Genomic DNA, 22,793 nt, shown 5'->3' on the forward strand with positions numbered 1-22,793 from the left:
CGACGGGGCAGCCGCACTACATTTGACGCACGCACGGGGCCGAGCACGGCCCGCCGGGCGGACGGAAGTGGAGAGCCGGATGGCGCACCTGACGCCACCACAGTGGGACCGCGACATGCGCCGCCGCCTCGGGGACGGCGACGCCGCCGCCCTGTCCGAGCTGTACGACCGCTTCGCCACCCTCGCGTACGGCATCGCGCAGCGCATCCTCGGCGGCGACGAGGAGGCGGCGGGCGAGGTGACGCGCGAGGTGTTCGCCCGCCTCTGGGAGCGCCCGGACCGCTTCGACCCGTCGCGCGGGCCGCTGCGCACGTGGATCGCCGACGCCACGCACCGGCTCGCCGTCGCCCGGCTGCGCGACCGGCCGGGCCCCGGGACCCCCGACGAGGTGGCCGAGCGCATCCGCAACGCCTCCACGGCCGCCCGCGCCGACTACATCGTCGCCTCCATGCCCGCGCCGCTGCACGAGGCCCTGCGCCTCACCCGCTTCCGCCGCCACGACTGCCGCGAGACCGCGCGGCGCCTCGGCATCACCGAGGCGGAGACACGGCGGCGGCTGCGCCTCGGCCTCCAGCTGCTGTCCTCGGCGTCCCGGTACGACCCCGACGCGGCGGGCGGGGCCGTACGGTGACCGCGCGCCCCGGCGGCCCCGGCGGACCGCGTGGCGGGACCGGGCACCCGCCTTTCACCACACCCCGGCAGCGGAAGGCGAGCGAGCCGATGTCCCCACTCCCCCGCGGGGCCGCCCGCCCGGACGAGGCGCCGGACGGCCACCAGGAGCTGGCGGCCCTGCTCGGCGCCTGGGCCCTGGGCGCCTGCGCGCCCGGGGAGTCGGCACGCGTCGAGGCGCACCTGGGGACGTGCCGGTCCTGCGCGGCGGAGGCCGGACGGTTCTCCGACGCCGTCACGCTGCTGGAGCCGCCGCGCGGCCTTGACATGGACCCGGGGCTGCGCGGCCGGGTGCTGGCCGGCTGCCTCGCGCGGCGGCCCGCCGCGCTGCCGCTGCCCGGCTGGGCGGCGCCGCTGGACGCCGAGGCCGCCAGGCTCGACGCGCTGCTCGACGACATGGACGAGCACGAGTGGGACACCCCGGTCGAACTGCGCTGGTACGAGGGCGGGCGGCGGCACGGCACGGTGACGACCGCCGCCGGTGTGCTCGACCACTTGTTCGCTGTGGACGGGCTGCTGGCGCGGCTGACGGGCCTGCCCGACCCGCTGCCGTGGCCCGGCGGGACACCGCCGCTCGACCCGGCGGAGCGCACCGCCGCGCGCTGGGCGGCGCCGGGGCCGGACGCGCGGGGGCCGTGGCGGGAGCAGATACGGGCGCTGGTGCGCGCGGCGGCCGGGCGGGAGGACGGCGGGGACGGCGACGGCGCGCTGCCGGACGCGTACGTGGGCCGCGCGTTCGCCTGCTGGACGCACGCGCGGGACATAGCGGAGGCGGTGGACTACCCGTACGGCGCGCCGGACGGTCCGCACCTGCGGCGGTTCGTCGACCTGGCGGCGCGGCGGCTGCCGGGCAGCATCGCGCGCCGCCGCAGGGCGGGCGACGCCGCCTCGCCCGCGCGGCTCGCCCCGGCCGGTACGCCGGGGCGCGCGCTGCACCTGGAGGTCGAGGGCGCGGGCGGCGGGGACTGGTTCATCCCCGTGGACATGCCGGACGCCGCCGTGGCCGCGGCGTGGGACGACAAGCCGGTGGCCCGCGTGGCGCTGGACGACGTGGTGTTCTGCCAGCTCGCGGCGGGACGTGTCGCGCCGGACGAGGTGGCGGCGGGCGGGTACGGCGACGCGGACGTCATACGGGACGTGCTGTGCGCCGCCGCCGAACTGTCGCGGCTGTGAGGGCCCGCCCGGCGTCGTCCGTCAGGCGAAGACGACGGTCCGCGTCCCGTTGAGCAGGACGCGCCGCTCGCTGTGCCACTTCACCGCGCGGGCGAGCGCCTGGCACTCCACGTCGCGCCCGGCCGCGACGAGCTGCTGGGGCGTGAGGCCGTGCCCGACCCGTTGTACCTCCTGCTCGATGATCGGGCCCTCGTCCAGCTCCGCCGTGACGTAGTGCGCGGTCGCGCCGATCAGCTTCACGCCCCGGGCGTGCGCCTGGTGGTAGGGCCTGGCGCCCTTGAAGCTGGGGAGGAAGGAGTGGTGGATGTTGATGATCCGGCCGGGCAGCCGCTTGCACAGGTCGTCCGAGATGACCTGCATGTAGCGCGCGAGGACGACCAGCTCGACCCGTTCGTCGTCCACGATCTCCAGCAGCCGCGCCTCCGCCTCCGCCTTCGTGTCGGGCGTGACGGGGAGGTGGTGGAAGGGGATGCCGTAGGACGCGGACAGCTCGGCGAAGTCCGTGTGGTTCGAGACGACGCCGACGACCTCGACCGGCAGCGCGCCGAGCCGGGAGCGGAACAGCAGGTCGTTCAGGCAGTGGCCGAAGCGGCTCACCATGATCAGGACGCGCATCCGTTCGGCCGCCGCGTTCAGCTGCCAGTCCATGCGGAACGTGTCGCCGACCGCCGCGAAGCTCGCGCGCAGCTTCTCCAGCGTGACCGGCTCGGTGGCCGAGAAGAGGACGCGCATGAAGAAGAGTCCGGTGTCCCGGTCGCCGAACTGCTGGCTGTCCTCGATGTTGCAGCCGGTCATGAACAGGAAGCTGGAGACGCCGTGCACGATGCCCGGTTTGTCGGGGCACGACAGCGTCAGGACGTACTGGCCGGAACGTTCGGCCGGCTCGGCGGTCGCGGGACTCATGCCCCCTACCCTGGCACAAGCGGGCGGCGCCCCGCACCCGCGCTCACACGGAGCGCAGGGCGGCCGCCAGTTCGTCCAGGGAGCGCGGCGGCACGTCCGGGTCGTCGCCGTCGGCGGCGGCCAGCCTTACGTGCGCCTCCCGCGCGGCGCGTACGGCCTCGGGCCAGCCGTGGTGCCGCAGATAGGCGGTCGCGGGGGCGTCGGCGCCGACCTGGTGCATGATCCGCAGCACCCGCAGCACGGCGACGTCCACCAGCGCGGCCTCCTGGGTGTCCCGGAAGACCGTGCCGAGGTACTTCTCGGCCGACCAGTTGTCCAGCCACGTGTCCTCGACCAGCCGGTACACGGCGTCGGTCACGTCACCGTACCCCGGGGTGGCGGGGACCCAGTGCTCCTGGTGGAAGGCGGGATCGGAGAGCATATGCAGCGCCGAGCGCACATTGGCCCGCCAGCGCCACCACGGCATGTCGTTGAGCGGCATGCCTGCCATGGTGGGGGAACGGCGGGCGTGGCGGGAAGACTTCTCCTGACTTTGCGTATGCACGGGTCCCGATCGTACGGGGCTGTCGGTCACAGTGCGCTCGGCTCCCGCTCGGGGAGGCCGTAGCCGGAGGCCAGCGGGTTCCACAGGCCGGCGGCGCGCTGCTTGGCCTCGGTGGCGCGGCCGCTGGCGGCGTCGCCCTGGTTGGCACGGTCGGTGTGCTGGGCGGTGCCGCCCTGGCAGACCTGCGGGTTCGTCCGCGCCTCCTCGGCCCAGACCGCGTAGTGCTCGTCGGCCTCGGCGGACGCCTGCCAGGCCTCGGTGAGCGCCTGGGACAGCTCGGCGCTGTTCTCCAGCGCGCCGATGTCGAGGCCCTGGAGCTGGCTGACGAGGTTGTTGCGCTGGTCGCGGGCGGCGCGCAGGTCGGTGGTGGCGGCCTCCAGCTCGCGGCAGCCGCGGATGTTCTCGACGGACCTGATGACGGCGTCGCGGCTGCTGTTGCTCTGGGCCAGCAGGTCGGACAGCGCGGTGGCCTGGGCGCGGGCCTCGGCGTCGTCGGCCTCCTCGGTGGGCTCCTCGTCGCCGCCCTCCGCGTCGTCGCCGCCCTCCTCGCCCTCGGCGGGGGCGTCGCCCGACGGCTCGGCGGACGGGTCGGCGGACTCGCTGCTGCTGGGGGCGGCGGCCTGGCCGCCGTCGTCGTCACCGCCGCCGAGCATCGCCCCGGCGGCGAGGCCGACGACGGCCAGCGCCACGATGACGGCGACCGCGACGAGGACCTTGGGGGAACGGCGCGGCTCGTCGTCATCGTCGTACGGGTACTGGGGGCCGCCGGGTCCGGGCGGGCCGGGGGGCTCGGAGGCGGAGCGGAAGAGGTTGTCGAAGCCGCCGGGCGGGCCCTGGGGGGCGGGCTGCTGCGGGGACCAGGCACCGTTCTGCGCCTGGGGGTTCTGCGGGTACTGCGGCTCGTGGGGGCGCGGCGGTTCCTGGGGGTGGCCGGCGGCGGGGGGTGTGTGGCCGGGGCGGACGGCGCGCAGCTGGGTCGTCGCCTCGGGGTCGCCTGCGGCGATGGGCGGGATCATCTGCGTGGGGGCCGCGTCGTCGCGTACCGGGGGGATCATCTGCGTGGGCGCGGCGTCGTCCCGTACGGGCGGGATCATCTGCGTGGCGCCTTCGTCGCCCTGCGCGCCCTGGGGGTGCTGGTGGTGCTGTCCCGGCTGGGGAGTGTGCCTGCCCGACGCAGCGCGGTGCGGGACGGCGCGGATCTGCGTCGTCGTCTCGGTGTCGCGCTCACCGGGGCCGGGGGGCGCGGCGTCGTCACGGATCGGGGGGATCATCTGCGTGGCCGCCGCGTCGGCGGAGTCCGGGGGCACGGAGGGCCGCGGCGGCGTCGCCTGCGGGGGCAGGGCGGCGGGCGCCTGGCCCGTGGAGCCCGGGAGCGCGGGACGGTCGCCCTGCTGGGCGTTCTGCGCGTCCGGCCCCCAGGGCTGGCCCCACGGGGTACCGGACGACGGCGGCGCGGCGGCGGGCCCGGCGGGGCCCTGCCCGCCGCCCTGCGGAGGCCAGGCGTCACCACCACCGGACGGCAGTATTACTCCCTCGCGGGGCTCGTCATCCGCTCCGTTGTGGGTAGTCACCCGGGCTCCTCGATCGCTGCTGGCCGTGCACCGGAACGTCACGGTACCGGCTCGGCGGCGACGGCGGCGCGCCGCCCGCCCGCCGCCAAGTCCCGCCGCCCCTCAGGCCGTCTGCCACCGCGCGGCGAACTCGCGGACCCTCGGCTGGCTCCGGTGCGGCTCCAGACGTGCCCTGAAGTCCGCGAAGTACGCGGCGCCGCGCCGCGAACGCAGACCGTCGAGCAGCGTCCCCGCCTCGTCGGCGGTATGACAGGCGTGTTCCAGATCACCCTCCTGCAACTGCCCCGTGGCCATGATGAGCAGTCCTATGGCCCGGCGGCGCGCGCGGCCGTGCGGATGCGCGGCGAGCGCCTCGGCCGCCCGCTGCTGCGCGGCGCGGCCCTGGCCGAGGTCGCGGTGGCAGTGGGCCAGTTCGTCCGCCAGGTAGGCGGAGTCGAAGTGCCGCACCCACGCCGGATCGTCGCCCGACCCGTCCGACCCGCCGTCCCCGCTTTCCGCACCCGCCCGTTCCAGCGCGGTGACGGCGGCACCCGCGGCGCGGCGGCTGCCCTCCTCGTCGCCGAGCTGGGCGTAGCCGCGCGCCTCGGCCGCGAGGAACAGCGCCTCGGCCCTGGGCGTGACCCGGCCGCGCGCGCCCTCCTGGGCGGCGCGGGCGAGCTGGATCACCTCGCGGGGATTGCCCAGTTCGGCCGCCAGGTGGCTCATCCCGGCCGCCAGCACGTAGCCGCCGAAGCCGCGGTCGCCCGCCGCCTGGGCGAGCCGCAGCGCCTGGATGTAGTAGCGCTGTGCGAGCCCCGGCAGGCCGGTGTCGATCGCCATGTACCCGGCCAGCTCGGTGAGCCGGGCGGCGGCGCCGAAGAGTTCGCGGCCCACCGCGTCGCGGTACGAGCCGCCGAGCAGCCCGGCGACGACCGTGTCCAGGTAGTGGACCACCAGGGGCCGCACGTGGCCCGAGCCCCAGCGGCGGTCGAGGTCGACCAGCGCGGTGGTCGTGGCCGTCACCGCCGCCACGTCCGCGCTGCCGACGCGCGGCCCGGACGCGCGGGCCACCTCCGTGTCCGCCGGGGTGATCAGCCAGTCGCGGCTCGGCTCGACCAGCGCGGCGGGCGCCACCTGGGCGCCACCGGGGCCGTACGGGCTGGGCGCGCCGGACGTCTCGCCCGCCTCGCGCCGCGCCACGTCCGAGCGCCACAGCTCGGCGGCCTGCTCGACGCCCTCGGCGAGCCCGGCCGCGAAGTGCAGCCCGACCGCGGCGGTGAGCTGGCGTGACGCGCCCATGCCGATGTCGTCGGCGGTCACCGCGCGGCCCAGCTTGCGGCCCAGCGCCTCGGCGATGACCTCGGGCGCGCGGCCGCGCGGCTGCTGCCCGCGGATCCAGCGCGCGACGGAGGTCTTGTCGTACCGGAAGTCGAGCCCGCGCTCGGCCGCGCACATGTTGACGCGGCGGGCGAGCCCCGCGTTCGAACAGGCGGCCTCCCGGATGAGGGACAGCAGCCGTTCGTTCGGCTGGCGGGCGATCAGTGGTCTCGCGGTCATGTCGGCTGCTCCTCGCTGATGGGCCCGGGACGATCCCCCGTCATCACTGCCCGTCAGCCTCCGGCTCCATCCGGTATGCACCGTGGGTGCACCGGTGCGCCCCGCGTGCGTGACCCCGGCGCGCACACCGGTGCGCGCCGGGCCGTAACCCATCCGGAGCAGTCGAGTTGAGTCCGGCGTGGAGAAGAGCACCGGAGTTGCCCCGGCCCCCGTCACCGTCTCGCCCGTCGCCAAGATCCCTCCCCAGCGCGCCGCTTCACTCGTGGAGCACGCGATGCGCTACACCGGGGAGCGGCACTGGGACGTCTTCCCCGGCACCTGGCTGGAGGACGGCGGGGGCGTGCTGCGCTGCTCGTGCGCCGTCCCCGGGTGCGGGGCGCCTGGCGCGCACCCCACTCGCCCGGACTGGACCGTGCAGGCCACGGGCAGCGCGTCCACGGCGCGGCGGCTGTGGACGGAGGAGCCGCGCGCGGCGCTGCTGCTGCCCACGGGGCGGACGCTCGACGTGGTCGAGCTGCCGGAGGCGGCGGGCTGCCTGGCGCTGGCGCGGATGGAGCGTACGGGGGCGCCCCTGGGGCCGGTGGCGGTGACGCCGTTCGGCCGGATGCAGTTCTTCGTCAGGCCGGGCGGGGCGGCGCGGCTGCCTGGCCTGCTGCGGCAGACGGGCTGGGCGCCGGTGGCGGGGGCGATGACGGCGCGCGGTGAGGGCGACTACGTGGCCGCGGCGCCGACGCGGGTGGGGACGCGCGGGGGGTCCGTGCAGTGGGTGCGGCACCCCACACCGGCCAACCGCTGGCTGCCCGAGGTGGAGGACCTGGTGCCCGCGCTGGCGTACGCGTGCGGGCAGGACGAGCGCTGACGGGCGGGCCACGGCGCGCCGGGGCGTCCGGCTCGCAGCGGCGGCGTGGACAGCGCCGCGGACAGGGTGGACAGCCTGCAGGACGAGCGGTACGCGGTGCGTGTCCGGGGGCTCAGGAAGCGCCTCGGGCAGCGGGTAGCGGTCGCCGGGATTGACCTGGACCGGGCGGGCAAAGACGACGACGCTGTCGATGGTCACCGGGCTGCTCCGCCCGGACGAGGGCGGTGTGGAGATCGCCGGTGTCGACGTGTGGCGCGACCCGGCAGCCGCCAAGGCGCGGATCGGGGTGCTGCCCGAGGGGCTGCGGCTCCACGAGCGGCTGACGGGCCGGGAGACGCTGACGTACCTGGGGCGGCTGCGGGGGCTGCCCGCCGCCGAAGCCGAACGGCGGGGCGACGAGCTGCTCGGCGTCCTCGCGCTGTCCCCCGCGCAGACCGGTATGCGCAAGAAGATCGGCTCGTGGCGGCGCTGCTGCGCAACCCGCGGGTGCTGGTGCTGGACGGGCCGTTCGAGGGCGTGGACCCGGTGTCGGCGCAGACGATCCGCGGGGACTGGAGCGGTACACCGCCTCGGGGGCGACGGTGGTGTTCTCCAGCCATGTGAGGGAGCTGGTGGAGTCGCTGTGCGACTGCGTGGCGGTGCTCGTGGAGGTGCGCGGGGACGCGTTCCTCGGCATCGTCGGTGGCCCGGCGGACGCGGGCGTGGTCTCCCCGGACTGGCTCGGCACGCGCTGATGTCCGGCCCCGGGGATGGCGGGGTCAGGTCTGGGTGAGCAGGAGCACGCCCGGGTCGCCCACCGGGCGCAGCAGGGAGAACGTCAGCCGCCGCGGGCCCGCCGTGACCGTGACGGGCCGGAAGTCGGCCACCGTCCGGCAGTCCCACCAGTGGGCCGCCTCCGGGCGCTCGCGGTGGAGCAGCCGGACGATCTCCGCGGCCCTGGGGTCGTCGGGCGCGTGGGCCGTGGCCGTCCGGAAGTGCTGGTAGAGGCCGCGCAGCAGTGGTTCGTCATCGGTCACGCGGTACGGGCCCGGCGGTCCCGTGACGAGGTGGAGCAGCAGGTTGCGCCGGGCGGCGGGGAGCAGGGCGGGGTCGCCCCACAGCGCGCGGTAGGGGGCGTTCGCCGTGAGGATGTCGAGCCGTTCGTCCAGCGCGAGCGCCGGGGTGGTGGCCAGGCCCGCGAGGAGGGCGCGGGTGGCGGCGCCGAGGGCTGCGCGTTCCCCGGCGGCCAGGGGCGTGCCGGGGAGGAATCCGGCCAGGGCCAGCGCGTGGCGGCGGGCGTCGTCGTCCATGCGCAGCGTGCGGCAGACGGCGTCGATGACCTGGCGCGAGGTACCGACCCGTCCCTGTTCGAGCCAGGTGTACCACGCGACGCTGACACCGGCGAGGGCCGCGACCTCCTCGCGGCGCAGGCCGGGCGCGCGGCGGCGGGGTCCGGCGCTGAGGCCGACGTCCTCCGGCGTCACCTGGGCGCGTGCGGCACGCAGGTGGGCGCCCAGTTCGCGGCGCAGGGACGCATCCATGCGGCTGATCCTATGAGCGGCGCTCATCCCATCAACGGTGGCCTGCCCGCCGCCGCCCCCGGCGGGGACGCTGGGCGCATGACACAGGAACGGCAGGAACAGGAGGCGCCCGCAGTGTGGCGCCGCGTGAAGGACTCCTCGGGGCTGGCCGAGCCCCGGGTGCTCGTCCGGGCCTTCGTGGGGCCGGGCGAGCTGGAGGGGGCGATCGGCTTCTACGAGCGGGCGCAGGGGCGGACGGCCGACGCCCGGTTCGCGTTCGGCGCGCTGCGGCTGGCGACGGTGGGCGCGTTCCTGTTGATCGAGGGGGCGGAGGAGGACCTGCGGCCGTACCGCGCGACGACGGGCACGCTGCTGGTGGACGACGTGCGTCCGTATCTCGAACGGCTGGTCGCCGGGGGCGCGGAGGTCGTCCACGCGCTCCAGGAGGTGCCCACCGGCGCCGGGTTCACCGTGCGGCACCCGGACGGGACGGTGGTGGAGTACGTCCACCACCGCCCCACGGCGGACGGCGCCTGAGCCGGGCGGGGGCGCGTTCAGGCGGCGATGTCGCCGGAGCGGAAGTCGGTCATGTCGAGGACCAGCTCGTCCGGCGGCGGCACGGCGTCGACGGGGACGCCGAACTCGCTGAAGGACGCCTCGCTGCCCGGCGCCCGCACGTGGAGCAGGTACGGCTCGCCTTCCGCCGCGACGAGCACGGAGCCCAGCGCGCCGACGGGGTGCACCGTCCGGGCGGGCACGCCCTGGTACGTGGTTGTGCCGCCGAGTTCCAGCGGCCCGCGGGTCATCTCGGACAGGAGGTCGAGGACGTACTCGAAGTCGCAGACCTCGGCCGTGGAGGCCGCGGGGTCGTCCGGGGGGAGGTACAGGTAGCGGCCGGAGAGGAGGTCGATTGTCTCGTCCTCGTAGACCCCGCCGCTGATGTCCACCAGGTACTCCCAGGCCTCCCGGTCGGGGCGCATCCAGGTGTCGCCGTCCGTGCGGACCACCTCCACCGTGCCCTGGGCGGTGTTCGTCATGGTTCCGGCGCAGTTCGTCTCGTCGTCGAAACGCACGTCCAACAAGGAGATGCCGCCGCTCCCCGAGTCCGGCGTTTCCAGGACCAGGTGCATCGAGGAGGCGTTCCGGAGGGCGTCGACGCTGTCCTCCAGCAGGCCGGTCGCGGCGGGGTCGCCGGCGGGCTCCGCCGGGTCCGGTTCCCCGGCGGGAGCCGGGGTCTCCCCGGTGGTTGCGGCGTCCTGGCGCGGCATGGCGAACGTGTCCGCGGCGCAGCCGGTGCCGAGCACCGCCAGTGCGGCCGTCGCGACGGCTCCGAGCGCCCCGCGCGTCCGGCGTCCCATCGGCTTCCCCCTGCCCCTGCGCTGCCCCCGGGCCGCCACTCTCGTGGACAACTCGTAGAGATGACAAGCAGATTATTCACGCTCTGAGGTGCGGGTATGGCGGAAAGAAGCCCCGTTCGGGTGACGGCCGCTCAGGGTTGACCCCCGCTTCACCGGGGAGACATCCCACAGGGCAGAGGCCACCCCGGAGAGCTCGGGGCCCCGGGGCGGCCTCGCCCGCAGCGTCTCGCCCGCGGGCGGTGACGGGGACAGGGCGCCGGACCTGTCCGACGGCCCGTTCAGCCCTTGGCGACGAAGACGTGCATCGCGACGGACGGCTCCAGCTCGGCCGCCTCCCCGCCGCTGCCGACCTGCACCGAGCCGCCCAGACCGGCGGACACGCTGACCGACGCCCCCGGCTGCACCCCCGCGCGCCGCAGCGTCTGCATCACCTGCGCGTCCGTCTGGATCGGCTCCCCGATCCGCCGGACGACCACCGTCTTCCCGTCCGCCGCGTCGAGGTCGGACAGCGCGACCATGCCCTCCACGAGGAACGGGTCGGCCGCGTTCTTCTCGCCCAGCTCGGCGAGGCCCGGGATCGGGTTGCCGTACGGGGACTCGGTCGGGTGGTTCAGCAGTTCGAGGACGCGCCGTTCGACGGCCTCGCTCATCACGTGCTCCCAGCGGCACGCCTCGGCGTGGACGTGCTCCCATTCGAGCCCGATGACGTCGACGAGCAGACACTCGGCCAGCCGGTGCTTGCGCATGACGCGCTGCGCCAGCCGCCGCCCCTCCCCCGTCAGCTCCAGGTGGCGGTCCCCCGCGATGGTCAGCAGACCGTCGCGCTCCATGCGGGCCACCGTCTGGCTCACCGTCGGGCCGCTCTGTTCGAGCCGCTCGGCGATGCGGGCCCGCATCGGTACCACCCCTTCCTCCTCCAGCTCCAGAATGGTGCGGAGGTACATCTCGGTGGTGTCGATGAGTCCGGACATAAAGCGCCCCTCGATATCTCGTGCGGTGGCCCTGGTCCAATTCTGACGCACACCACCGACAACCGTTCCCGTACCGGAACGCCCTCGTACGGACGCGCGCGGAGACGGGGATCTTGTTTCCCGCTGGTCCAGACCTTTACGGTGAGGCCCGGCCGGACCGCCCCGAGCGGACCGGCGCCACCTGCGGATGGGCGGAAGGGGACCCACCACTCATGAGCGACAGCGCCGGCACGCTCGCCGACCAGTTCTTCGACGCCGCCATCGGTCTGCTGAACCACGTCCGCGAGCAGGAGAAGGACCGTATCTCCCAGGCCGCCGACCGGATCGCCGCCACGGTGGCGGCGGGCGGCCGGATCTTCGTCCACGGCGCGGGGCACTCGGCCCTGCCCGCCCAGGACCTCGTCTACCGCGCCGGCGGCCTCGCCGTCGTCAACCTCCTCGGCGTCCCCGGCGCCACAGGGGTCGACGCCAGCCCGGCCACCCTGGGCAGCGCACTCGAACACGTCCCGGGGCTCGCCACGGCCGTCCTGGACACCAGTCCCGCCGGACCGGGCGACCTCCTCGTCGTCATCTCGCTGTCCGGACGGAACGTCCTTCCCGTCGAGATGGCCCAGCACGCCAGGGAGCGGGGTCTCACCGTCCTCGGCGTGACCTCGGTCGGCTATGCCGAGCGTACGGCCTCGCGCCACCCGTCCGGAACCTTCCTGAAGGACCACTGCGACGTCGTCCTCGACAGCGGCATCCCGCTGGGCGACACGACGCTGACCCACGACGGCATCGGCGCCCCGTTCGCGCCCGCCTCCACCGTCGTCACGAGCGCGCTGCTCCAGGCCGTCGTCGCGGAGGCCGCCGGGCTGCTCGCGGCGGCCGGCACGGAACCGCCGCTGCTGCGGTCCGCCAACGTCGACGGCGGCAAGGAGTGGAACGAGAAGGTCTACACCGACCACGCCGACCAGATTCTCTGGCGGCGCTGAGCACCCCTCACCAAGGCGGTACGCGCCGTCCGCACGGACCCGGCCCCCGGCCCCCGTACGGGCGGCGCGCCTCACGCACCCCCGCCGCGCAGCGACAGGTCCACGGCCGCGGCCACCCGCAGCGCCACGTCCTCGCCGAACGCCACGTCGTCCCGCCCGAAGGCCCGCCGCCCGCCCGTCCGCAGAAACGTCAGCACACCCAGGCTCCGGCCCCCACTGCGCAGCACCACGCACAACGCGTGCTCCGCGTCCTTCGGCCAGCGGTGGTCCACCGCCCAGCCGGAACGGCCCAGACCCCCCGTCGCCCGCACCGGCACGCCGCCGTCCAGCGCCTGCGGCGCCGGATGCCCCGGCCTGTACCGCACGGGCACGCCCCGCGTCGCCGACGCGGGCGCCCCGAACGCGCCCGGCACCTCCGCCGTCCGCACCAGCGCGCCCGTCGCGGGCACCCGTACGTCGAGCAGCGCGTGCTCGGCGAAGCCGGTGAGGGCGAAGTGCAGGTGCAGCACGGCCGCCTCAAGCGGGTCGGCGCACTCGGCCGCCGCCCGCGCCGCACGGGCGAGCTGGCTGTCGCGGAACCTCCTGCGGGCCGCCTCCTGCGAGCCCTGCCGTGACCGTGTGACGTCCTCGAAGAGCCATGCGACGCCCAGCGGCGCAGGCCCCTCGCCGCGCCCACCGGGCGCGGCCAGCCGCAGGAAGCCGCTCTGCAGGCAGCGGCGCGGGGGCTCCCCGAGGCCGGCGGCGGCGTGCACCGGATCGGCGAACGCGTCCTCGTCCGCGTCCCTGGGAGTCAGCCAGAGGTCCACCGGGCCGTCCGGGGCCTGCCCGGCGAGGGCGTGCTCCAGCGCGCTGCCCAGCTCCTCGACGCCGCCGCGGAAGGACTCGGCGACGGGTTCGCCGAGGAGGTCGGCGGCGGGGAGGCCGAGGGCGGCGCAGGCGCGCGCGTTCACGGAGACCGTGCGCAGGTCGGGATCGACGACCAGGACGGCCCAGGGGGAGTCGCCGAGCAGCGCGGCGGCGAGGGCCGCGTCGCGCTCCGCGCCCTGCCGGGCGCGCGCCTCGCCGAAGGCGCACCAGACACCGGCCGGGCGGCCGTCGGCGTCGGTGTAGGCGACGGCGCTGCCCCGTACGAGCAGCCGGGTGCCGTCCTGCCGCAGCAGCGGGAACTCCTGCGGTACGCGTACGCCCGGCTGCTGCCGCGCGGCGGAGGCGAGGCGGTCGTGGACGTCGGTCGTGTCGCAGTCGCGTACGGCCCAGCCGCCGAGCCCTGGGCGGCCGACCGCGAGGTCGCGTGGCCAGCCGAGGAGCCGTTCTGCCTGGCGGTTCCAGTGGGTGACGCGGCCCGTGGTGTCCAGGGCGAAGAGGGCGCTGTCCAGTCCGTCGAGCAGCGCGGGCAGGAGGGGCGCGGCGCCCTGGGCAGGGGAGAGGCCGGATGGAGTGGTCACCTGTATACCCCCATGCACAGGAGAGTGGGCGCCCGGCAGGGGCGCGCGGGCCCATTCAACTCCATCGTGCCGCTGGTCACCCAGGGTTCGGCGGTATCGGTCCTGGTGCGGCCGGGCGGCGCTGCGTGCGCCCGGAGGCGGAGGTGCGGCTCCCCCCTCGGGAGGAGAGGCGCCGTCCGCGCGGGCGACGCGGTCGCGCGGAGCGCGCTGCCACCGTAGGAGCGGCAGGTCCGCCCCGCCCGGTCGAGGAGCCCACGATGCCTGATCCGTCCCGCTCGTCCGATGCCCCTCGCTGGGCGGTCCTCGCGGCATGGGCGACGGTGCTGTGCACGGTGCCCTCGTGCGTGTGGCGGCTCGCCCTCGGCGCCGGGGTGGACGTCGGCTTCACCGGGCGGCTCGGCGCGCTGTACACGGGGACCCCGGTCATGGTCTACGTCCTCGTCCTCTCGGTGCTCTCCCAGGCGGTGGCCTGTCTGACCTTCGCCCTGGTGAGCCCGTGGGGCGAACGGGTCCCTGGCTGGGTCCCGCGCCTGGGCGGGCGCCGCGTCCCGGTGCTCGCGGTGGCGCTGCCCGCCGCGGTGGGGGCCGTCGCGGTGACGGGGCTGTGCGCGGTGCTGACCCTGGTGCCCGGCGGGCCGCTGGACAACCCGGACTTCCCGCAGGGCACCGCGGGCCTGGTCATGGACGCCTGCTACGCGCCCCTGCTGGCCTGGGGGCCGCTGGTCGCCGCGCTCACCTTCGCGTACGTCCGGCGGCGGTCCGCCGGAGTCCCTCCCGGCGCGGCGGCGGCGGGCACGAGCCCGGCGGCATCGCCCGCGTGAGCAGGGCCGGGACGGGCGTCGTCTAAATCGCTTGTCGATGCCCTGGGGGTGGTTTTACGGTGTGGGTACACGAGAAGGGAGGTGGTTCGGCAGATGTATGACAACCGGACGCGTGAGGTGACTGCGGCCTAACGGCCGACGCACCACGACACGTGGCGCCGGCTCAGCCGGCCAATTCCCAGCAGTCACCCGATCCGCGGGCCGCCGGTAAGTCCGGCCGGCTCCCCGGCGGCGCCCAGCGCCCCCGGGGACCAAAGGCCCGCGGATCGCCTGCGTTTGCAGACAGGCTCCCCGCCTTCGGCGGATCGGACGCGGCGGACAACGCTCAAGAATTCACCCCTGAAACCCCTTGCAGAACGCCCGGACGCGATTACACACTGTGACGAAGGGGTGGACCGGCGGCATCGCCGGCCGGGAGCAACAGGGGGTTTCCACGATGACTGCCACGCGGACCACAGGCGTCCGGCAGGACCAGGACACTCCGCACTCGGGGACAAGGCCGTGCGGACCCGGCTCGACAGCCGCCGGGCGGACCACCGCGCCGGTCGCCCGCACGCGGTTCAAGGCCCTGATGCGGATGACCGTCATGATCGCGATCGGCATCCGGCCCCACAGGCCGCCCGCCAGCACCGGGGCCCGGTGCAGCAGTCACCGCTCCCCGTGCAGGGCGCGGGCCGCGCCTGCCGCCGTGTGTCCCGCGGTCACGGGCTCAGGCGCTCCACCGACCAGCCGCCACCGCCGGGCCGCCCCACGTACCGCAGCCGGTCGTGCAGCCGGTTGTCCCGGCCCTGCCAGAACTCCACCGCGTCCGCCACCACCCGGTAACCGCCCCAGCGCGGCGGCGCCGGTACGTCCTCGCCCTCCGGATAACGGCGCGCCAGCTCCGCGTACAGCCGGTCGAGATCCGCGCGCGAGCCGACGCGGGCCGACTGCTCGCTCGCCCACGCCCCGAGCTGCGAACCGTGCGGCCGCGTCCTGAAGTACGCGACCGTCTCGTCCCTGCCCGTGCGCTCCGCGCGTCCCGCGACGATGACCTGCCGCGCGACGGGGTGCCACGGGAACAGCAGGGACACCGCCGCGTTCGCCTCGATCTCCCGGCCCTTCCTGGAGTCGTAGTGCGTGAAGAACACGAAGCCCCGCGCGTCGAAGTGCTTCAGCAGGACGGTGCGGGAGCTGGGGCGGCCCGCCGCGTCCGCGGTGGAGACGACCATCGCGTTCGGCTCGGCGAGGCCGCTGCCCGTGGCCTGCGCGAACCACCGGCCGAACTGCTCGTACGGATCGTCCGCGAGATCCGACTCCAGCAGACCGGCCGCCCGGTACCGCGCCCGCATGGCGGACGGGTCGGGCACCGGCCGTTCCGGGGAGTCGTCGGGAGCCGACCGGTCGGGTACGGGAACGCTGGCGTCGTGGGACACGCGCCCATCTTGCAACAGCACGTGTCCCCGCAGGACCGCCGGGCCGTGCCGCCGCGCGCCACCGTCCCTGCCCCCGCGACCGCCGGACACCCGGAGTTAAGGTGACCGCCTGACTTTTCCGCACCAAGGGCGCGTTCCGCACGCGTCCCGTCACGAGGAGCAAGCCTCATGCCGGACTTCGTTCCCGGACTCGAAGGAGTCGTCGCCTTCGAGACGGAGATCGCCGAGCCCGACCGCGAGGGCGGCGCGCTGCGCTACCGGGGCGTGGACATCGAGGACCTGGCAGGCCGCGTCCCCTTCGGCCGGGTGTGGGGGCTGCTGGTGGACGGCGCGTTCTCACCGGGACTGCCGCCCGCGGAACCGTTCCCCATCCCGGTCCGCTCGGGCGACGTACGGGTGGACGTGCAGGCCGCGCTGGCGATGCTGTCACCGGTGTGGGGACTGCGCCCGCTGCTGGACATCGACGCCGCGCAGGCGCGGGACGACCTCGCGCGCGCCGCCGTGATGGCGCTGAGCTTCGTCGCCCAGTCCGCGCGCGGCGCCGACCTGCCGATCGTGCCGGAACGGGAGATCGACGCGGCCGACGGCATCACCGAACGGTTCCTGCGCCGCTGGCGCGGCGAGCCCGACCCCCGGCACGTGGCCGCGCTCGACGCCTACTGGACCTCCGCCGCCGAGCACGGCATGAACGCCTCGACGTTCGCCGCCCGTGTGATCGCCTCGACCGGCGCGGACGTCGCCGCGGCCCTGTCCGGGGCCGTGGGCGCCATGTCGGGACCGCTGCACGGCGGGGCGCCCGCGCGCGTCCTCGGGATGATCGAGGAGGTCGAACGCACCGGTGACGCGGCGGCGTACGTCCGGCGGGCCCTGGACGGCGGCGAACGCCTGATGGGCTTCGGCCACCGCGTCTACCGCGCCGAGGACCCCCGGGCGCGCGTACTGCGGCGCACGGCGCGCGAACTGGGCGCGCCGCGCTACGAGGTGGCGGAGGCGCTGGAGCGCGCGGCGCTCGACGAGCTGGCCGCCCGCAGGCCCGACCGGGTGCTCGCGACGAACGTGGAGTTCTGGGCGGCGATCGTGCTGGACTTCGCGGAGGTACCGGCCAGCATGTTCACGGCGATGTTCACCTGCGCCAGGACGGCGGGCTGGTCGGCGCACATCCTGGAACAGAAACGTACCGGCAGGCTGATCAGGCCTTCGGCCCGCTATGTGGGGCCGGGGCCGCGCGGGGCAGAGGAGGTCACGGACTGATGCGCGAGTACGAATTCGTACTGGCCGACGTGTTCACGGAGCGGGTGTTCGGCGGCAATCAGCTGGCGGTCCTCCCGGACGCGCGAGGGCTGACGGACGAGGAGATGCAGGCGCTGGCACGGGAGTTCAACTTCTCCGAGAGCGCGTTCGTCCTGCCGCCCGACGACGCGGCGCACACCCGGCGGGTGCGGATCTTCACGCCGGACGAGGAACTGCCGTTCGCCGGGCACCCGACGGTCGGGACGGCCGCCGTGCTGGCGGCACGCGGCGCGGTGCGCGACCGGCTGCTTCTGGAGGAGGGCGTCGGTCTGGTGTCGGTCGAGGTGGAGGGCACGTTCAGCCGGCTGACGCTGACGTCGCCGTACGAGACGCCGGACCACTACCCGTCCGTGACGGCCGTCGCGAAGGCGCTGTCCGTGTCGCCCGAGGACATCGTGGAGACCTGGTACGGCGGGGTGGGGCTGCGGTTCTGCTTCGTGCGGCTCGCGGACCGGGCGGCGGTGGACCGCACCGTCCTCGACCGGACGGCGTGGCTCGCGGAGCCGACGAGCGGCGAGTGGTCCAGGAACCTGTATGTCTTCGCCGGGCACTTCAAGGACGGCGGGCGGCTGTACTCGCGCTCCTATGCCGACATGCTGGGCGGCGCCGAGGACCCGGCGACCGGCTCGGCGGCGGCCGGCCTCGTCGGGGCCATGGCGCAGCGGCACGGCTGCCGGGCGGAGGAGTACACGCTGCGGATCGACCAGGGCGTGGCCATGGGGCGGCCCAGCGACATCCACGCCTCGGCCCGCGCGCGGGACGGCGCGCTGACGTCGGTCTCCGTCGGCGGGCACACGGTGATCGTCGGCGGGGGCACGCTGCACCTCCCCGACTGACGTCCCCTCAGCGCTCCACCGCGCTCGCCCCGCGCCGCCGGGAGACCGGCGGCGCGGCGGATCACCCGGCGCGGGCGGCGCGCCGCTCGGCCAGCACCTCCGCCACGTCGAACGGCGGCCGCCGCAGCGGCGGACCCTCCGGCGGGCGCCGGGCCGCCGCGCGCAACTTCTCGTTGACCGCGTCGAGGACACGGCGGGCGGCCGCCTCGGTGGGCGCGGCGAGCGCCGCCGCGTGCGCGTCCTCCGCCTCCTTGCGCAGCGCGAGACTGGGCGGCAGGTGGGAGAGGCCCTCGGCGACGGCCTTCCGGCGGACCCACCACAGCTCGTCGTACGGCTCCCGCGCGTCCGGCAGCGGCTTGCCCCTGCCGGGGAGGTCCGCGAAGTCACCGCGCTGCTCGGCCTCGCGGATCTGCTTGTCGATCCATGACTCGAAGGGGACACCGGGCGGCTTGCGTTCGGTCATACCTCCGACGGTACATCCGCCCGCCGAACGGACACTTCGCCTTCCCCCTCCCCCCTCCCCCGCCCACCCCACCCCACCCCGCCCATCCCGTTGCCCGTGTCTGTGCCCGGGTCCTTGCCCGTACTCGCGGGCGTGCTCAAGTCCGAGCCGTGCTCGTGCCCTTGCCCGAGCGCCTGTCGCCGACGGCCGTCCCCGTGGAAGGCCCGGCCCGATCGGCCGGGACGGCGGGGCCCCGCCGTACCTTCCGCCCGCCGGGTCACGGCCCACGCCGATCACCGCCTGCGCCGCCCGCCCCGCCGGGGCGGGCGCCCTTCCCGCGGCCGAGGGGGTCCCTGCGGCCGCTTGCGCTCCATGCCACCGCCCGGCAGCCGCCCGGAGCGGTCAGGCATCGGTGGACTCCAGGTAGTCCTCCGGCATCGGGACGGCCTTCTCGGCGGCACGGGACACCTCCTCCCATGCCTGCCAGGCCTCCGCCCGGCGGCGGGTCGAGTCGAGCGCGTAGTCGAACACCGCGCTGCCGAGTAGCAGGCGCAGCGGCGGGTCGTCGCTGTCCACGAGCTTCAGGACCGCTTCGGCCGCCAGGTGCGGGAGGCTGTCGTTGCTCTCCCCCGCGTGCTCGGCGAGCTGGGCGCGCAGGGCGTCGTAGGCGGGGAGCTGCTCGGCCATGGTCATGCTCTTGTAGATGTTCGTCCAGTAGCCGCCGGGCTCGACGATGGTCAGGCGTATGCCGAACGCGGCGGCTTCCTGGGCCAGTGCCTCGCTCATGCCTTCGAGGGCGAACTTGCTCGCGCTGTACAGGCCGGTGCTGGGGTGGCCGCCGAGGGCGCCGATGCTCGATATCTGCAGGATGTGGCCCGAGCCCTGTGCGCGCAGCACCGGCAGGACGGCCTGCGAGACCCAGAGGGCGCCGAAGAAGTTGACGTCGAACTGGGCGCGGGCCGCGGCCTCGTCGAACTCCTCGATCATGCCGAGGGCCATGGTGCCCGCGTTGTTGACGACGATGTCGAGGCGTCCGAAGTGCTGGGCCGCCCGCTGGACGGTGGCGGTGACGGCCTCGCGGTCCGTCACGTCCAGGGGCAGGACGAGGAGGCGGTCGCCGTGCTCGGCGGCCAGGTCGTCCAGGGTCCCGGTGGTGCGGACGGCGGCGGCGACGCGGTCGCCCCGGTCGAGGGCGGCCGTGGTGAAGGCGCGGCCGAGGCCCCGGCCGGCGCCGGTGACGAACCAGACGCGGGAGGCAGAGGAAGAGGAGCTGGTGGCGGTCGCGGTGGTGGTGGCGGCGGCGGGGGTGGTGGTCACGGTGTGGCCTTCCGTTCGGGTGAGACGAGACGGATCGTCTCGCTCGATGTGCGGAAGCTTTACACGCTGCCGGGAGTCTGTCAAGACGGTTCGTCTCGTCTCGTGAGGGGTACGCTTCACGCATGACACAGGACACCCGTGCAGAGGGGGCCGGGACGCGCTCCCGGACGGCCGGGCCCAACGCCGCGCGCCGCAGCGAGGCGTCCCGCCGCGCGATTCTGGCCGCCGCCTTCGAGCTGGTCGGCGAGGTGGGCTACGAGCGGCTGAGCATCGAGGGCATCGCCGCGCGCGCCGGCGTGGGCAAGCAGACGATCTACCGGTGGTGGCCGTCGAAGGGCGCGGTGCTGTTCGACGCGTTCCTGATGCTGTCCGAGGACGCCGAGACGGGGACGGCCGAGCTGCCGGACACCGGCGACCTGGAGGCGGACCTCAAGCGGGTGCTGCGCGCGACCGTCACCGAGCTGAACGACCCGGCGTACGACGAGCCGATGCGGGCGCTCACCACCGTGATGGTGAACGACCCGGAGCTGTCCGCGACGTTCACCGAGCGCCTCGGCGACCCGCAGAAGGAGATCAAGAAGCGGCGGCTGCGCAGCGCCCAGGAGGCCGGGCAGCTGGCCGGGGACGCGGATCTCGACCTGGTGGTGGACATCATCTGGGGCCCGCTCACCAACCGCTGGCTCCAGCGCGGCGGGCCGCTCACCGTCGAGTACGCCGACGCCATAGTGGAGACCGCGCTCGCCGGGCTGCGCCCGCGCGGCTGAGCAGCCGCGCGGGGGCCGCCGAAAACCGGTGGGCGCGGCCGTCCCCTCCGCATACGGTCACCCGCATGGCCGAAGAACTGTTCAACGATCCCCGGCTCGCCCCGCTCTACGACCCCCTTGAGGACGAGCGCCCCGATCTGGACGCGTACCTGGCCATCGCCGGTGGACTCGGCGCGCGCAGCGTGCTGGACATCGGCTGCGGCACGGGCGTGTTCGCGCTGCTGCTGGCGGCGCGGGGCGCGGAGGTCGTCGGCGTCGATCCCGCCGCGGCCTCACTGGACGTGGCGCGCGCCAAGCCCGGTGCGGAGCGCGTGACCTGGCTGCACGGCGACGCGACGGCCCTGCCGCCGTTGGCCTGCGACCTGGCCACCATGACGGGCAACGTCGCGCAGGCGATCACCGACCCCGGCGTCTGGCGCGCCACGCTGGCGGGCGCGTACGGGGCGCTGCGCCCCGGCGGCCATCTGGTGTTCGAGACGCGGGACCCGGCGCGCCGCGCCTGGGAGGGGTGGAACAGGGCGGACACCCACCGGGTCGTCGAGCTGCCGGGCGTCGGCAGGCTGGAGACGTGGTGCGAGCTGACGGAGGTGGCGGGGCCGCTGGTGAGCTTCCGCGGCTGCTACGCCTTCGCCGACGGGCGGACCCTCACCTCGGACTCGACGCTGCGCTTCCGCGGGCGGGATGAGGTGGCGGACGATCTCGCGGCCCACGGCTTCACGGTGCGGGAGGTGCGGGACGCGCCGGACCGGCCGGGCAAGGAGTTCGTGTTCGTGGCGCAGCGGCCCGGGGAGTGACCGGGCGCGCCTCCGCCCGGTGGACCCGCGCAGGCCCACCGGACGGAGGGGCGGTCAGTTCGCCGGCACGCCGGGCGCCTTGCCCTGCGGCGGGACGGCCGCCGCGCCGTGCGCGTCCTCGACCGGATCGGTGCTCAGCGAGTCGATCAGCGCGTCGCGCTCGGGGGTGCGCTCCGGCCGCAGCAGCCCGACGCCGATGTACAGCACCAGCGAGGTGAGCAGCGGCAGGCCGACGATCGCGGCCTGCGTGGAGTCCTCCGCGACGTAGCGCACCACGTACCAGACCAGCAGCCCGCCCGCCCACGACGTGATGGCCGCCGTCGGCCCCACCCGCCGGAACCACGGCAGCAGCCCCAGCATCAGCGGGATGGAGATCGGCCCCATCGTGGCCGCGACGAGTTCGACGACCGTCTTCAGGACGAAGCCCTCGCCGCCCGTCGCGATGGCCAGGGTCATGCTGACCGTCACGAACAGCACCGTCGTGATCCGCGCGAAGAGCAGCTGCGCCGCGTCCGTCATCCGGCGGACCCGGGGCACCAGCACCGGCGCGATGTCCCGCGTGATGACGGCGCTGATGACGTTCGAGTCCGACGCGACCATGGCCATGGTGTGCGAGAAGAAGCCGGCGAGCATCAGCCCGATCAGCCCGGCCGGGAGCAGTTCCTTGGACAGCGCGATGTACGACTCCTCGCCGTTGCCGAGGCCCGGCACGATCAGCGGCGCCGCGATCATCGGCAGGAAGAGGATCAGCGGCCACACGAGCCACAGCGCGCTGGACAGCGCCGCCGCGCGCCTGGCCTCCGAGCCGGACGGCGCGGACATGTAGCGCTGCGCGAGGTTCCACATGCCGCCGTTGTACTCGAACGTCTTGACCAGCAGGAACGCGAGGATCAGCCAGGTCGTCACCGATCCGCTGACCGGATCGCCGTGCCCGTCCGGCAGGTCGCCCCACATGGTGAACGGGAAGCCGATTCCCAGCTCGATCATCACCGCGACGAGCATCGCGACGCCCGCGACCGCCTGGATGACGAACTGCCCCATGTCGGTGAGGACGTCGGCCCACAGCCCGCCGACCGTCATGTACGCCATGGTGGCGACGCCCGTGAAGATGATGCCGGTCTCCAGCGGGATGTCCGCGAAGCCCTGGAGCAGCACCGAGATGGCGACCCACTTGGCGGCGATGTCCACGACCTTGAGGGCCGCGCCGCTGTAGGCGAGGACCTGCTGCGTCGGCAGGTTGTAGCGGCGCGTCAGGTATTCGAGGGGGGACGCGACGCCGTGCTTGGCGCGCAGCCGGTTCCAGCGGGCGGCGAAGAGGAACGCGCCGACGCCGACGCCGAGCCCGATCGTCAGCGGCCACCAGAAGTAGACGGTCACGCCGTCGTTGTAGGCGACGGCGGCGAACGCCACGAACATCACCGCGCTGTACCCGGACATGTGGTGCGAGACGCCGGACAGCCACCAGGGGATCTGCCCGCGCGCCGTGAAGAAGTCGGCGACGCTGTGGATGCGGTTCTTCGACCACCAGCCGATGGCCACCACCACGAGGAAGTAGCCAGCGACCACGATCCAGTCCAACGCGGACATCCGCGGCTCCTTGAGAGTCGAAGGG

Annotated in this window: 22 protein-coding genes and 1 pseudogene; 11 read left to right on the forward strand and 12 right to left on the reverse strand. The window is 75.0% G+C overall.

Annotated features, from left to right (window positions below):
- The first annotated feature begins 79 nt into the window (after positions 1 to 79).
- Complete coding sequence (locus ACIBPC_RS18940; RefSeq protein ID WP_398846051.1) at positions 80 to 631, forward strand: sigma-70 family RNA polymerase sigma factor; 552 nt, start codon at positions 80 to 82, stop codon at positions 629 to 631.
- Positions 632 to 720: 89 nt separating this feature from the next.
- A complete protein-coding gene (locus ACIBPC_RS18945) occupies positions 721 to 1,842 on the forward strand; it encodes a zf-HC2 domain-containing protein (RefSeq protein WP_398846053.1) in 1,122 nt (373 codons plus the stop codon).
- A 21-nt stretch (positions 1,843 to 1,863) separates the two neighbouring features.
- Here ACIBPC_RS18945 and purU read toward each other — a convergent pair whose 3' ends face one another.
- The 4 genes from purU to ACIBPC_RS18965 form a co-directional block, all read right to left on the reverse strand.
- Positions 1,864 to 2,745, reverse strand: coding sequence for a formyltetrahydrofolate deformylase (gene purU / locus ACIBPC_RS18950; RefSeq protein WP_362963855.1), 882 nt, complete (start codon positions 2,743 to 2,745; stop codon positions 1,864 to 1,866).
- A 43-nt stretch (positions 2,746 to 2,788) separates the two neighbouring features.
- Complete coding sequence (locus ACIBPC_RS18955; protein ID WP_362963884.1) at positions 2,789 to 3,235, reverse strand: hypothetical protein; 447 nt, start codon at positions 3,233 to 3,235, stop codon at positions 2,789 to 2,791.
- An 80-nt stretch (positions 3,236 to 3,315) separates the two neighbouring features.
- Positions 3,316 to 4,860, reverse strand: coding sequence for a hypothetical protein (locus ACIBPC_RS18960; RefSeq protein ID WP_398846057.1), 1,545 nt, complete (start codon positions 4,858 to 4,860; stop codon positions 3,316 to 3,318).
- Between the two features lie 102 nt (positions 4,861 to 4,962).
- Positions 4,963 to 6,396, reverse strand: a complete 1,434-nt coding sequence (locus ACIBPC_RS18965) for a transcriptional regulator (RefSeq protein WP_362963851.1) — start codon at positions 6,394 to 6,396, stop codon at positions 4,963 to 4,965.
- A gap of 178 nt (positions 6,397 to 6,574) precedes the next feature.
- Between ACIBPC_RS18965 and ACIBPC_RS18970 the strand changes: the two genes are divergently transcribed.
- Complete coding sequence (locus ACIBPC_RS18970) at positions 6,575 to 7,255, forward strand: bifunctional DNA primase/polymerase (protein ID WP_362963849.1); 681 nt, start codon at positions 6,575 to 6,577, stop codon at positions 7,253 to 7,255.
- A gap of 66 nt (positions 7,256 to 7,321) precedes the next feature.
- Positions 7,322 to 7,989: pseudogene (locus ACIBPC_RS18975) on the forward strand (ABC transporter ATP-binding protein).
- 24 nt (positions 7,990 to 8,013) lie between these two features.
- Here ACIBPC_RS18975 and ACIBPC_RS18980 read toward each other — a convergent pair.
- The gene (locus ACIBPC_RS18980) at positions 8,014 to 8,775 is read right to left on the reverse strand and encodes a helix-turn-helix domain-containing protein (protein ID WP_398846060.1); all 762 of its coding nucleotides are present in this window, start codon (positions 8,773 to 8,775) and stop codon (positions 8,014 to 8,016) included.
- 78 nt (positions 8,776 to 8,853) lie between these two features.
- On the opposite strand from ACIBPC_RS18980, the gene ACIBPC_RS18985 reads away from it, so the two are divergent.
- Positions 8,854 to 9,291 carry a VOC family protein gene (locus tag ACIBPC_RS18985; RefSeq protein ID WP_398846061.1) on the forward strand — a complete coding sequence of 146 codons (438 nt, stop codon included), beginning with the start codon at positions 8,854 to 8,856 and terminating at the stop codon, positions 9,289 to 9,291.
- 17 nt (positions 9,292 to 9,308) lie between these two features.
- Here ACIBPC_RS18985 and ACIBPC_RS18990 read toward each other — a convergent pair whose 3' ends face one another.
- The gene (locus ACIBPC_RS18990) at positions 9,309 to 10,112 is read right to left on the reverse strand and encodes a hypothetical protein (protein WP_398846064.1); all 804 of its coding nucleotides are present in this window, start codon (positions 10,110 to 10,112) and stop codon (positions 9,309 to 9,311) included.
- 278 nt (positions 10,113 to 10,390) lie between these two features.
- The gene (locus ACIBPC_RS18995; RefSeq protein ID WP_362963840.1) at positions 10,391 to 11,083 is read right to left on the reverse strand and encodes a metal-dependent transcriptional regulator; all 693 of its coding nucleotides are present in this window, start codon (positions 11,081 to 11,083) and stop codon (positions 10,391 to 10,393) included.
- A 212-nt stretch (positions 11,084 to 11,295) separates the two neighbouring features.
- On the opposite strand from ACIBPC_RS18995, the gene ACIBPC_RS19000 reads away from it, so the two are divergent.
- A complete protein-coding gene (locus ACIBPC_RS19000) occupies positions 11,296 to 12,057 on the forward strand; it encodes an SIS domain-containing protein (protein ID WP_362963838.1) in 762 nt (253 codons plus the stop codon).
- A gap of 71 nt (positions 12,058 to 12,128) precedes the next feature.
- On the opposite strand, the gene ACIBPC_RS19005 is transcribed toward ACIBPC_RS19000, so the two are convergent.
- The gene (locus ACIBPC_RS19005) at positions 12,129 to 13,502 is read right to left on the reverse strand and encodes a PAS domain-containing protein (RefSeq protein ID WP_398846066.1); all 1,374 of its coding nucleotides are present in this window, start codon (positions 13,500 to 13,502) and stop codon (positions 12,129 to 12,131) included.
- A gap of 257 nt (positions 13,503 to 13,759) precedes the next feature.
- Between ACIBPC_RS19005 and ACIBPC_RS19010 the strand changes: the two genes are divergently transcribed.
- Complete coding sequence (locus ACIBPC_RS19010) at positions 13,760 to 14,323, forward strand: hypothetical protein (RefSeq protein WP_398846068.1); 564 nt, start codon at positions 13,760 to 13,762, stop codon at positions 14,321 to 14,323.
- Positions 14,324 to 15,024: 701 nt separating this feature from the next.
- Here the strand turns inward: ACIBPC_RS19010 and pdxH are convergent.
- The gene (gene pdxH, locus ACIBPC_RS19015; protein ID WP_398846570.1) at positions 15,025 to 15,654 is read right to left on the reverse strand and encodes a pyridoxamine 5'-phosphate oxidase; all 630 of its coding nucleotides are present in this window, start codon (positions 15,652 to 15,654) and stop codon (positions 15,025 to 15,027) included.
- A 252-nt stretch (positions 15,655 to 15,906) separates the two neighbouring features.
- Here pdxH and ACIBPC_RS19020 point away from each other — a divergent pair, with 252 nt between their 5' ends.
- Both ACIBPC_RS19020 and ACIBPC_RS19025 read left to right on the forward strand, forming a co-directional pair.
- Complete coding sequence (locus ACIBPC_RS19020) at positions 15,907 to 16,989, forward strand: citrate synthase 2 (RefSeq protein WP_362963831.1); 1,083 nt, start codon at positions 15,907 to 15,909, stop codon at positions 16,987 to 16,989.
- Positions 16,989 to 17,864 carry a PhzF family phenazine biosynthesis protein gene (locus ACIBPC_RS19025; RefSeq protein ID WP_398846072.1) on the forward strand — a complete coding sequence of 292 codons (876 nt, stop codon included), beginning with the start codon at positions 16,989 to 16,991 and terminating at the stop codon, positions 17,862 to 17,864. The genes ACIBPC_RS19020 and ACIBPC_RS19025 overlap by 1 nt, the downstream gene beginning before the upstream one ends.
- Before the next feature lie 61 nt (positions 17,865 to 17,925).
- Here the strand turns inward: ACIBPC_RS19025 and ACIBPC_RS19030 are convergent, their stop codons facing one another.
- Positions 17,926 to 18,327 (reverse strand): DUF1992 domain-containing protein, encoded by a 402-nt coding sequence (locus ACIBPC_RS19030; RefSeq protein WP_398846075.1) that lies wholly within the window; start codon positions 18,325 to 18,327, stop codon positions 17,926 to 17,928.
- A 381-nt stretch (positions 18,328 to 18,708) separates the two neighbouring features.
- A complete protein-coding gene (locus tag ACIBPC_RS19035; RefSeq protein WP_398846077.1) occupies positions 18,709 to 19,623 on the reverse strand; it encodes an SDR family NAD(P)-dependent oxidoreductase in 915 nt (304 codons plus the stop codon).
- A gap of 122 nt (positions 19,624 to 19,745) precedes the next feature.
- Between ACIBPC_RS19035 and ACIBPC_RS19040 the strand changes: the two genes are divergently transcribed.
- Both ACIBPC_RS19040 and ACIBPC_RS19045 read left to right on the forward strand, forming a co-directional pair.
- Positions 19,746 to 20,387: a TetR/AcrR family transcriptional regulator gene (locus tag ACIBPC_RS19040; RefSeq protein ID WP_398846080.1), complete on the forward strand. Its 642-nt coding sequence runs from the start codon at positions 19,746 to 19,748 to the stop codon at positions 20,385 to 20,387.
- A 65-nt stretch (positions 20,388 to 20,452) separates the two neighbouring features.
- A complete protein-coding gene (locus ACIBPC_RS19045) occupies positions 20,453 to 21,181 on the forward strand; it encodes a class I SAM-dependent methyltransferase (RefSeq protein ID WP_398846082.1) in 729 nt (242 codons plus the stop codon).
- 54 nt (positions 21,182 to 21,235) lie between these two features.
- Here the strand turns inward: ACIBPC_RS19045 and ACIBPC_RS19050 are convergent, their stop codons facing one another.
- Complete coding sequence (locus ACIBPC_RS19050) at positions 21,236 to 22,768, reverse strand: sodium:solute symporter family protein (protein ID WP_398846085.1); 1,533 nt, start codon at positions 22,766 to 22,768, stop codon at positions 21,236 to 21,238.
- Positions 22,769 to 22,793 lie beyond the last annotated feature (25 nt).

The organism is Streptomyces sp. NPDC049879, from assembly GCF_044461265.1.
Taxonomy (GTDB): domain Bacteria; phylum Actinomycetota; class Actinomycetes; order Streptomycetales; family Streptomycetaceae; genus Streptomyces.

Coding starts and splice junctions, on each gene's coding strand:
- ACIBPC_RS18990 (WP_398846064.1), bottom strand. CDS start 10,112: ATGGGACGCCGGACGCGCGGGGCGCTCGGAGCCGTCGCGACGGCCGCA.
- ACIBPC_RS18940 (WP_398846051.1), top strand. CDS start 80: ATGGCGCACCTGACGCCACCACAGTGGGACCGCGACATGCGCCGCCGC.
- ACIBPC_RS18955 (WP_362963884.1), bottom strand. CDS start 3,235: ATGGCAGGCATGCCGCTCAACGACATGCCGTGGTGGCGCTGGCGGGCC.
- ACIBPC_RS19040 (WP_398846080.1), top strand. CDS start 19,746: ATGACACAGGACACCCGTGCAGAGGGGGCCGGGACGCGCTCCCGGACG.
- ACIBPC_RS18995 (WP_362963840.1), bottom strand. CDS start 11,083: ATGTCCGGACTCATCGACACCACCGAGATGTACCTCCGCACCATTCTG.
- ACIBPC_RS19050 (WP_398846085.1), bottom strand. CDS start 22,768: ATGTCCGCGTTGGACTGGATCGTGGTCGCTGGCTACTTCCTCGTGGTG.
- ACIBPC_RS19020 (WP_362963831.1), top strand. CDS start 15,907: ATGCCGGACTTCGTTCCCGGACTCGAAGGAGTCGTCGCCTTCGAGACG.
- ACIBPC_RS18980 (WP_398846060.1), bottom strand. CDS start 8,775: ATGGATGCGTCCCTGCGCCGCGAACTGGGCGCCCACCTGCGTGCCGCA.
- ACIBPC_RS19045 (WP_398846082.1), top strand. CDS start 20,453: ATGGCCGAAGAACTGTTCAACGATCCCCGGCTCGCCCCGCTCTACGAC.
- ACIBPC_RS19030 (WP_398846075.1), bottom strand. CDS start 18,327: ATGACCGAACGCAAGCCGCCCGGTGTCCCCTTCGAGTCATGGATCGAC.
- ACIBPC_RS19010 (WP_398846068.1), top strand. CDS start 13,760: ATGCCTGATCCGTCCCGCTCGTCCGATGCCCCTCGCTGGGCGGTCCTC.
- ACIBPC_RS19000 (WP_362963838.1), top strand. CDS start 11,296: ATGAGCGACAGCGCCGGCACGCTCGCCGACCAGTTCTTCGACGCCGCC.
- purU (WP_362963855.1), bottom strand. CDS start 2,745: ATGAGTCCCGCGACCGCCGAGCCGGCCGAACGTTCCGGCCAGTACGTC.
- ACIBPC_RS18945 (WP_398846053.1), top strand. CDS start 721: ATGTCCCCACTCCCCCGCGGGGCCGCCCGCCCGGACGAGGCGCCGGAC.
- ACIBPC_RS18985 (WP_398846061.1), top strand. CDS start 8,854: ATGACACAGGAACGGCAGGAACAGGAGGCGCCCGCAGTGTGGCGCCGC.
- ACIBPC_RS19025 (WP_398846072.1), top strand. CDS start 16,989: ATGCGCGAGTACGAATTCGTACTGGCCGACGTGTTCACGGAGCGGGTG.
- pdxH (WP_398846570.1), bottom strand. CDS start 15,654: ATGCGGGCGCGGTACCGGGCGGCCGGTCTGCTGGAGTCGGATCTCGCG.
- ACIBPC_RS18965 (WP_362963851.1), bottom strand. CDS start 6,396: ATGACCGCGAGACCACTGATCGCCCGCCAGCCGAACGAACGGCTGCTG.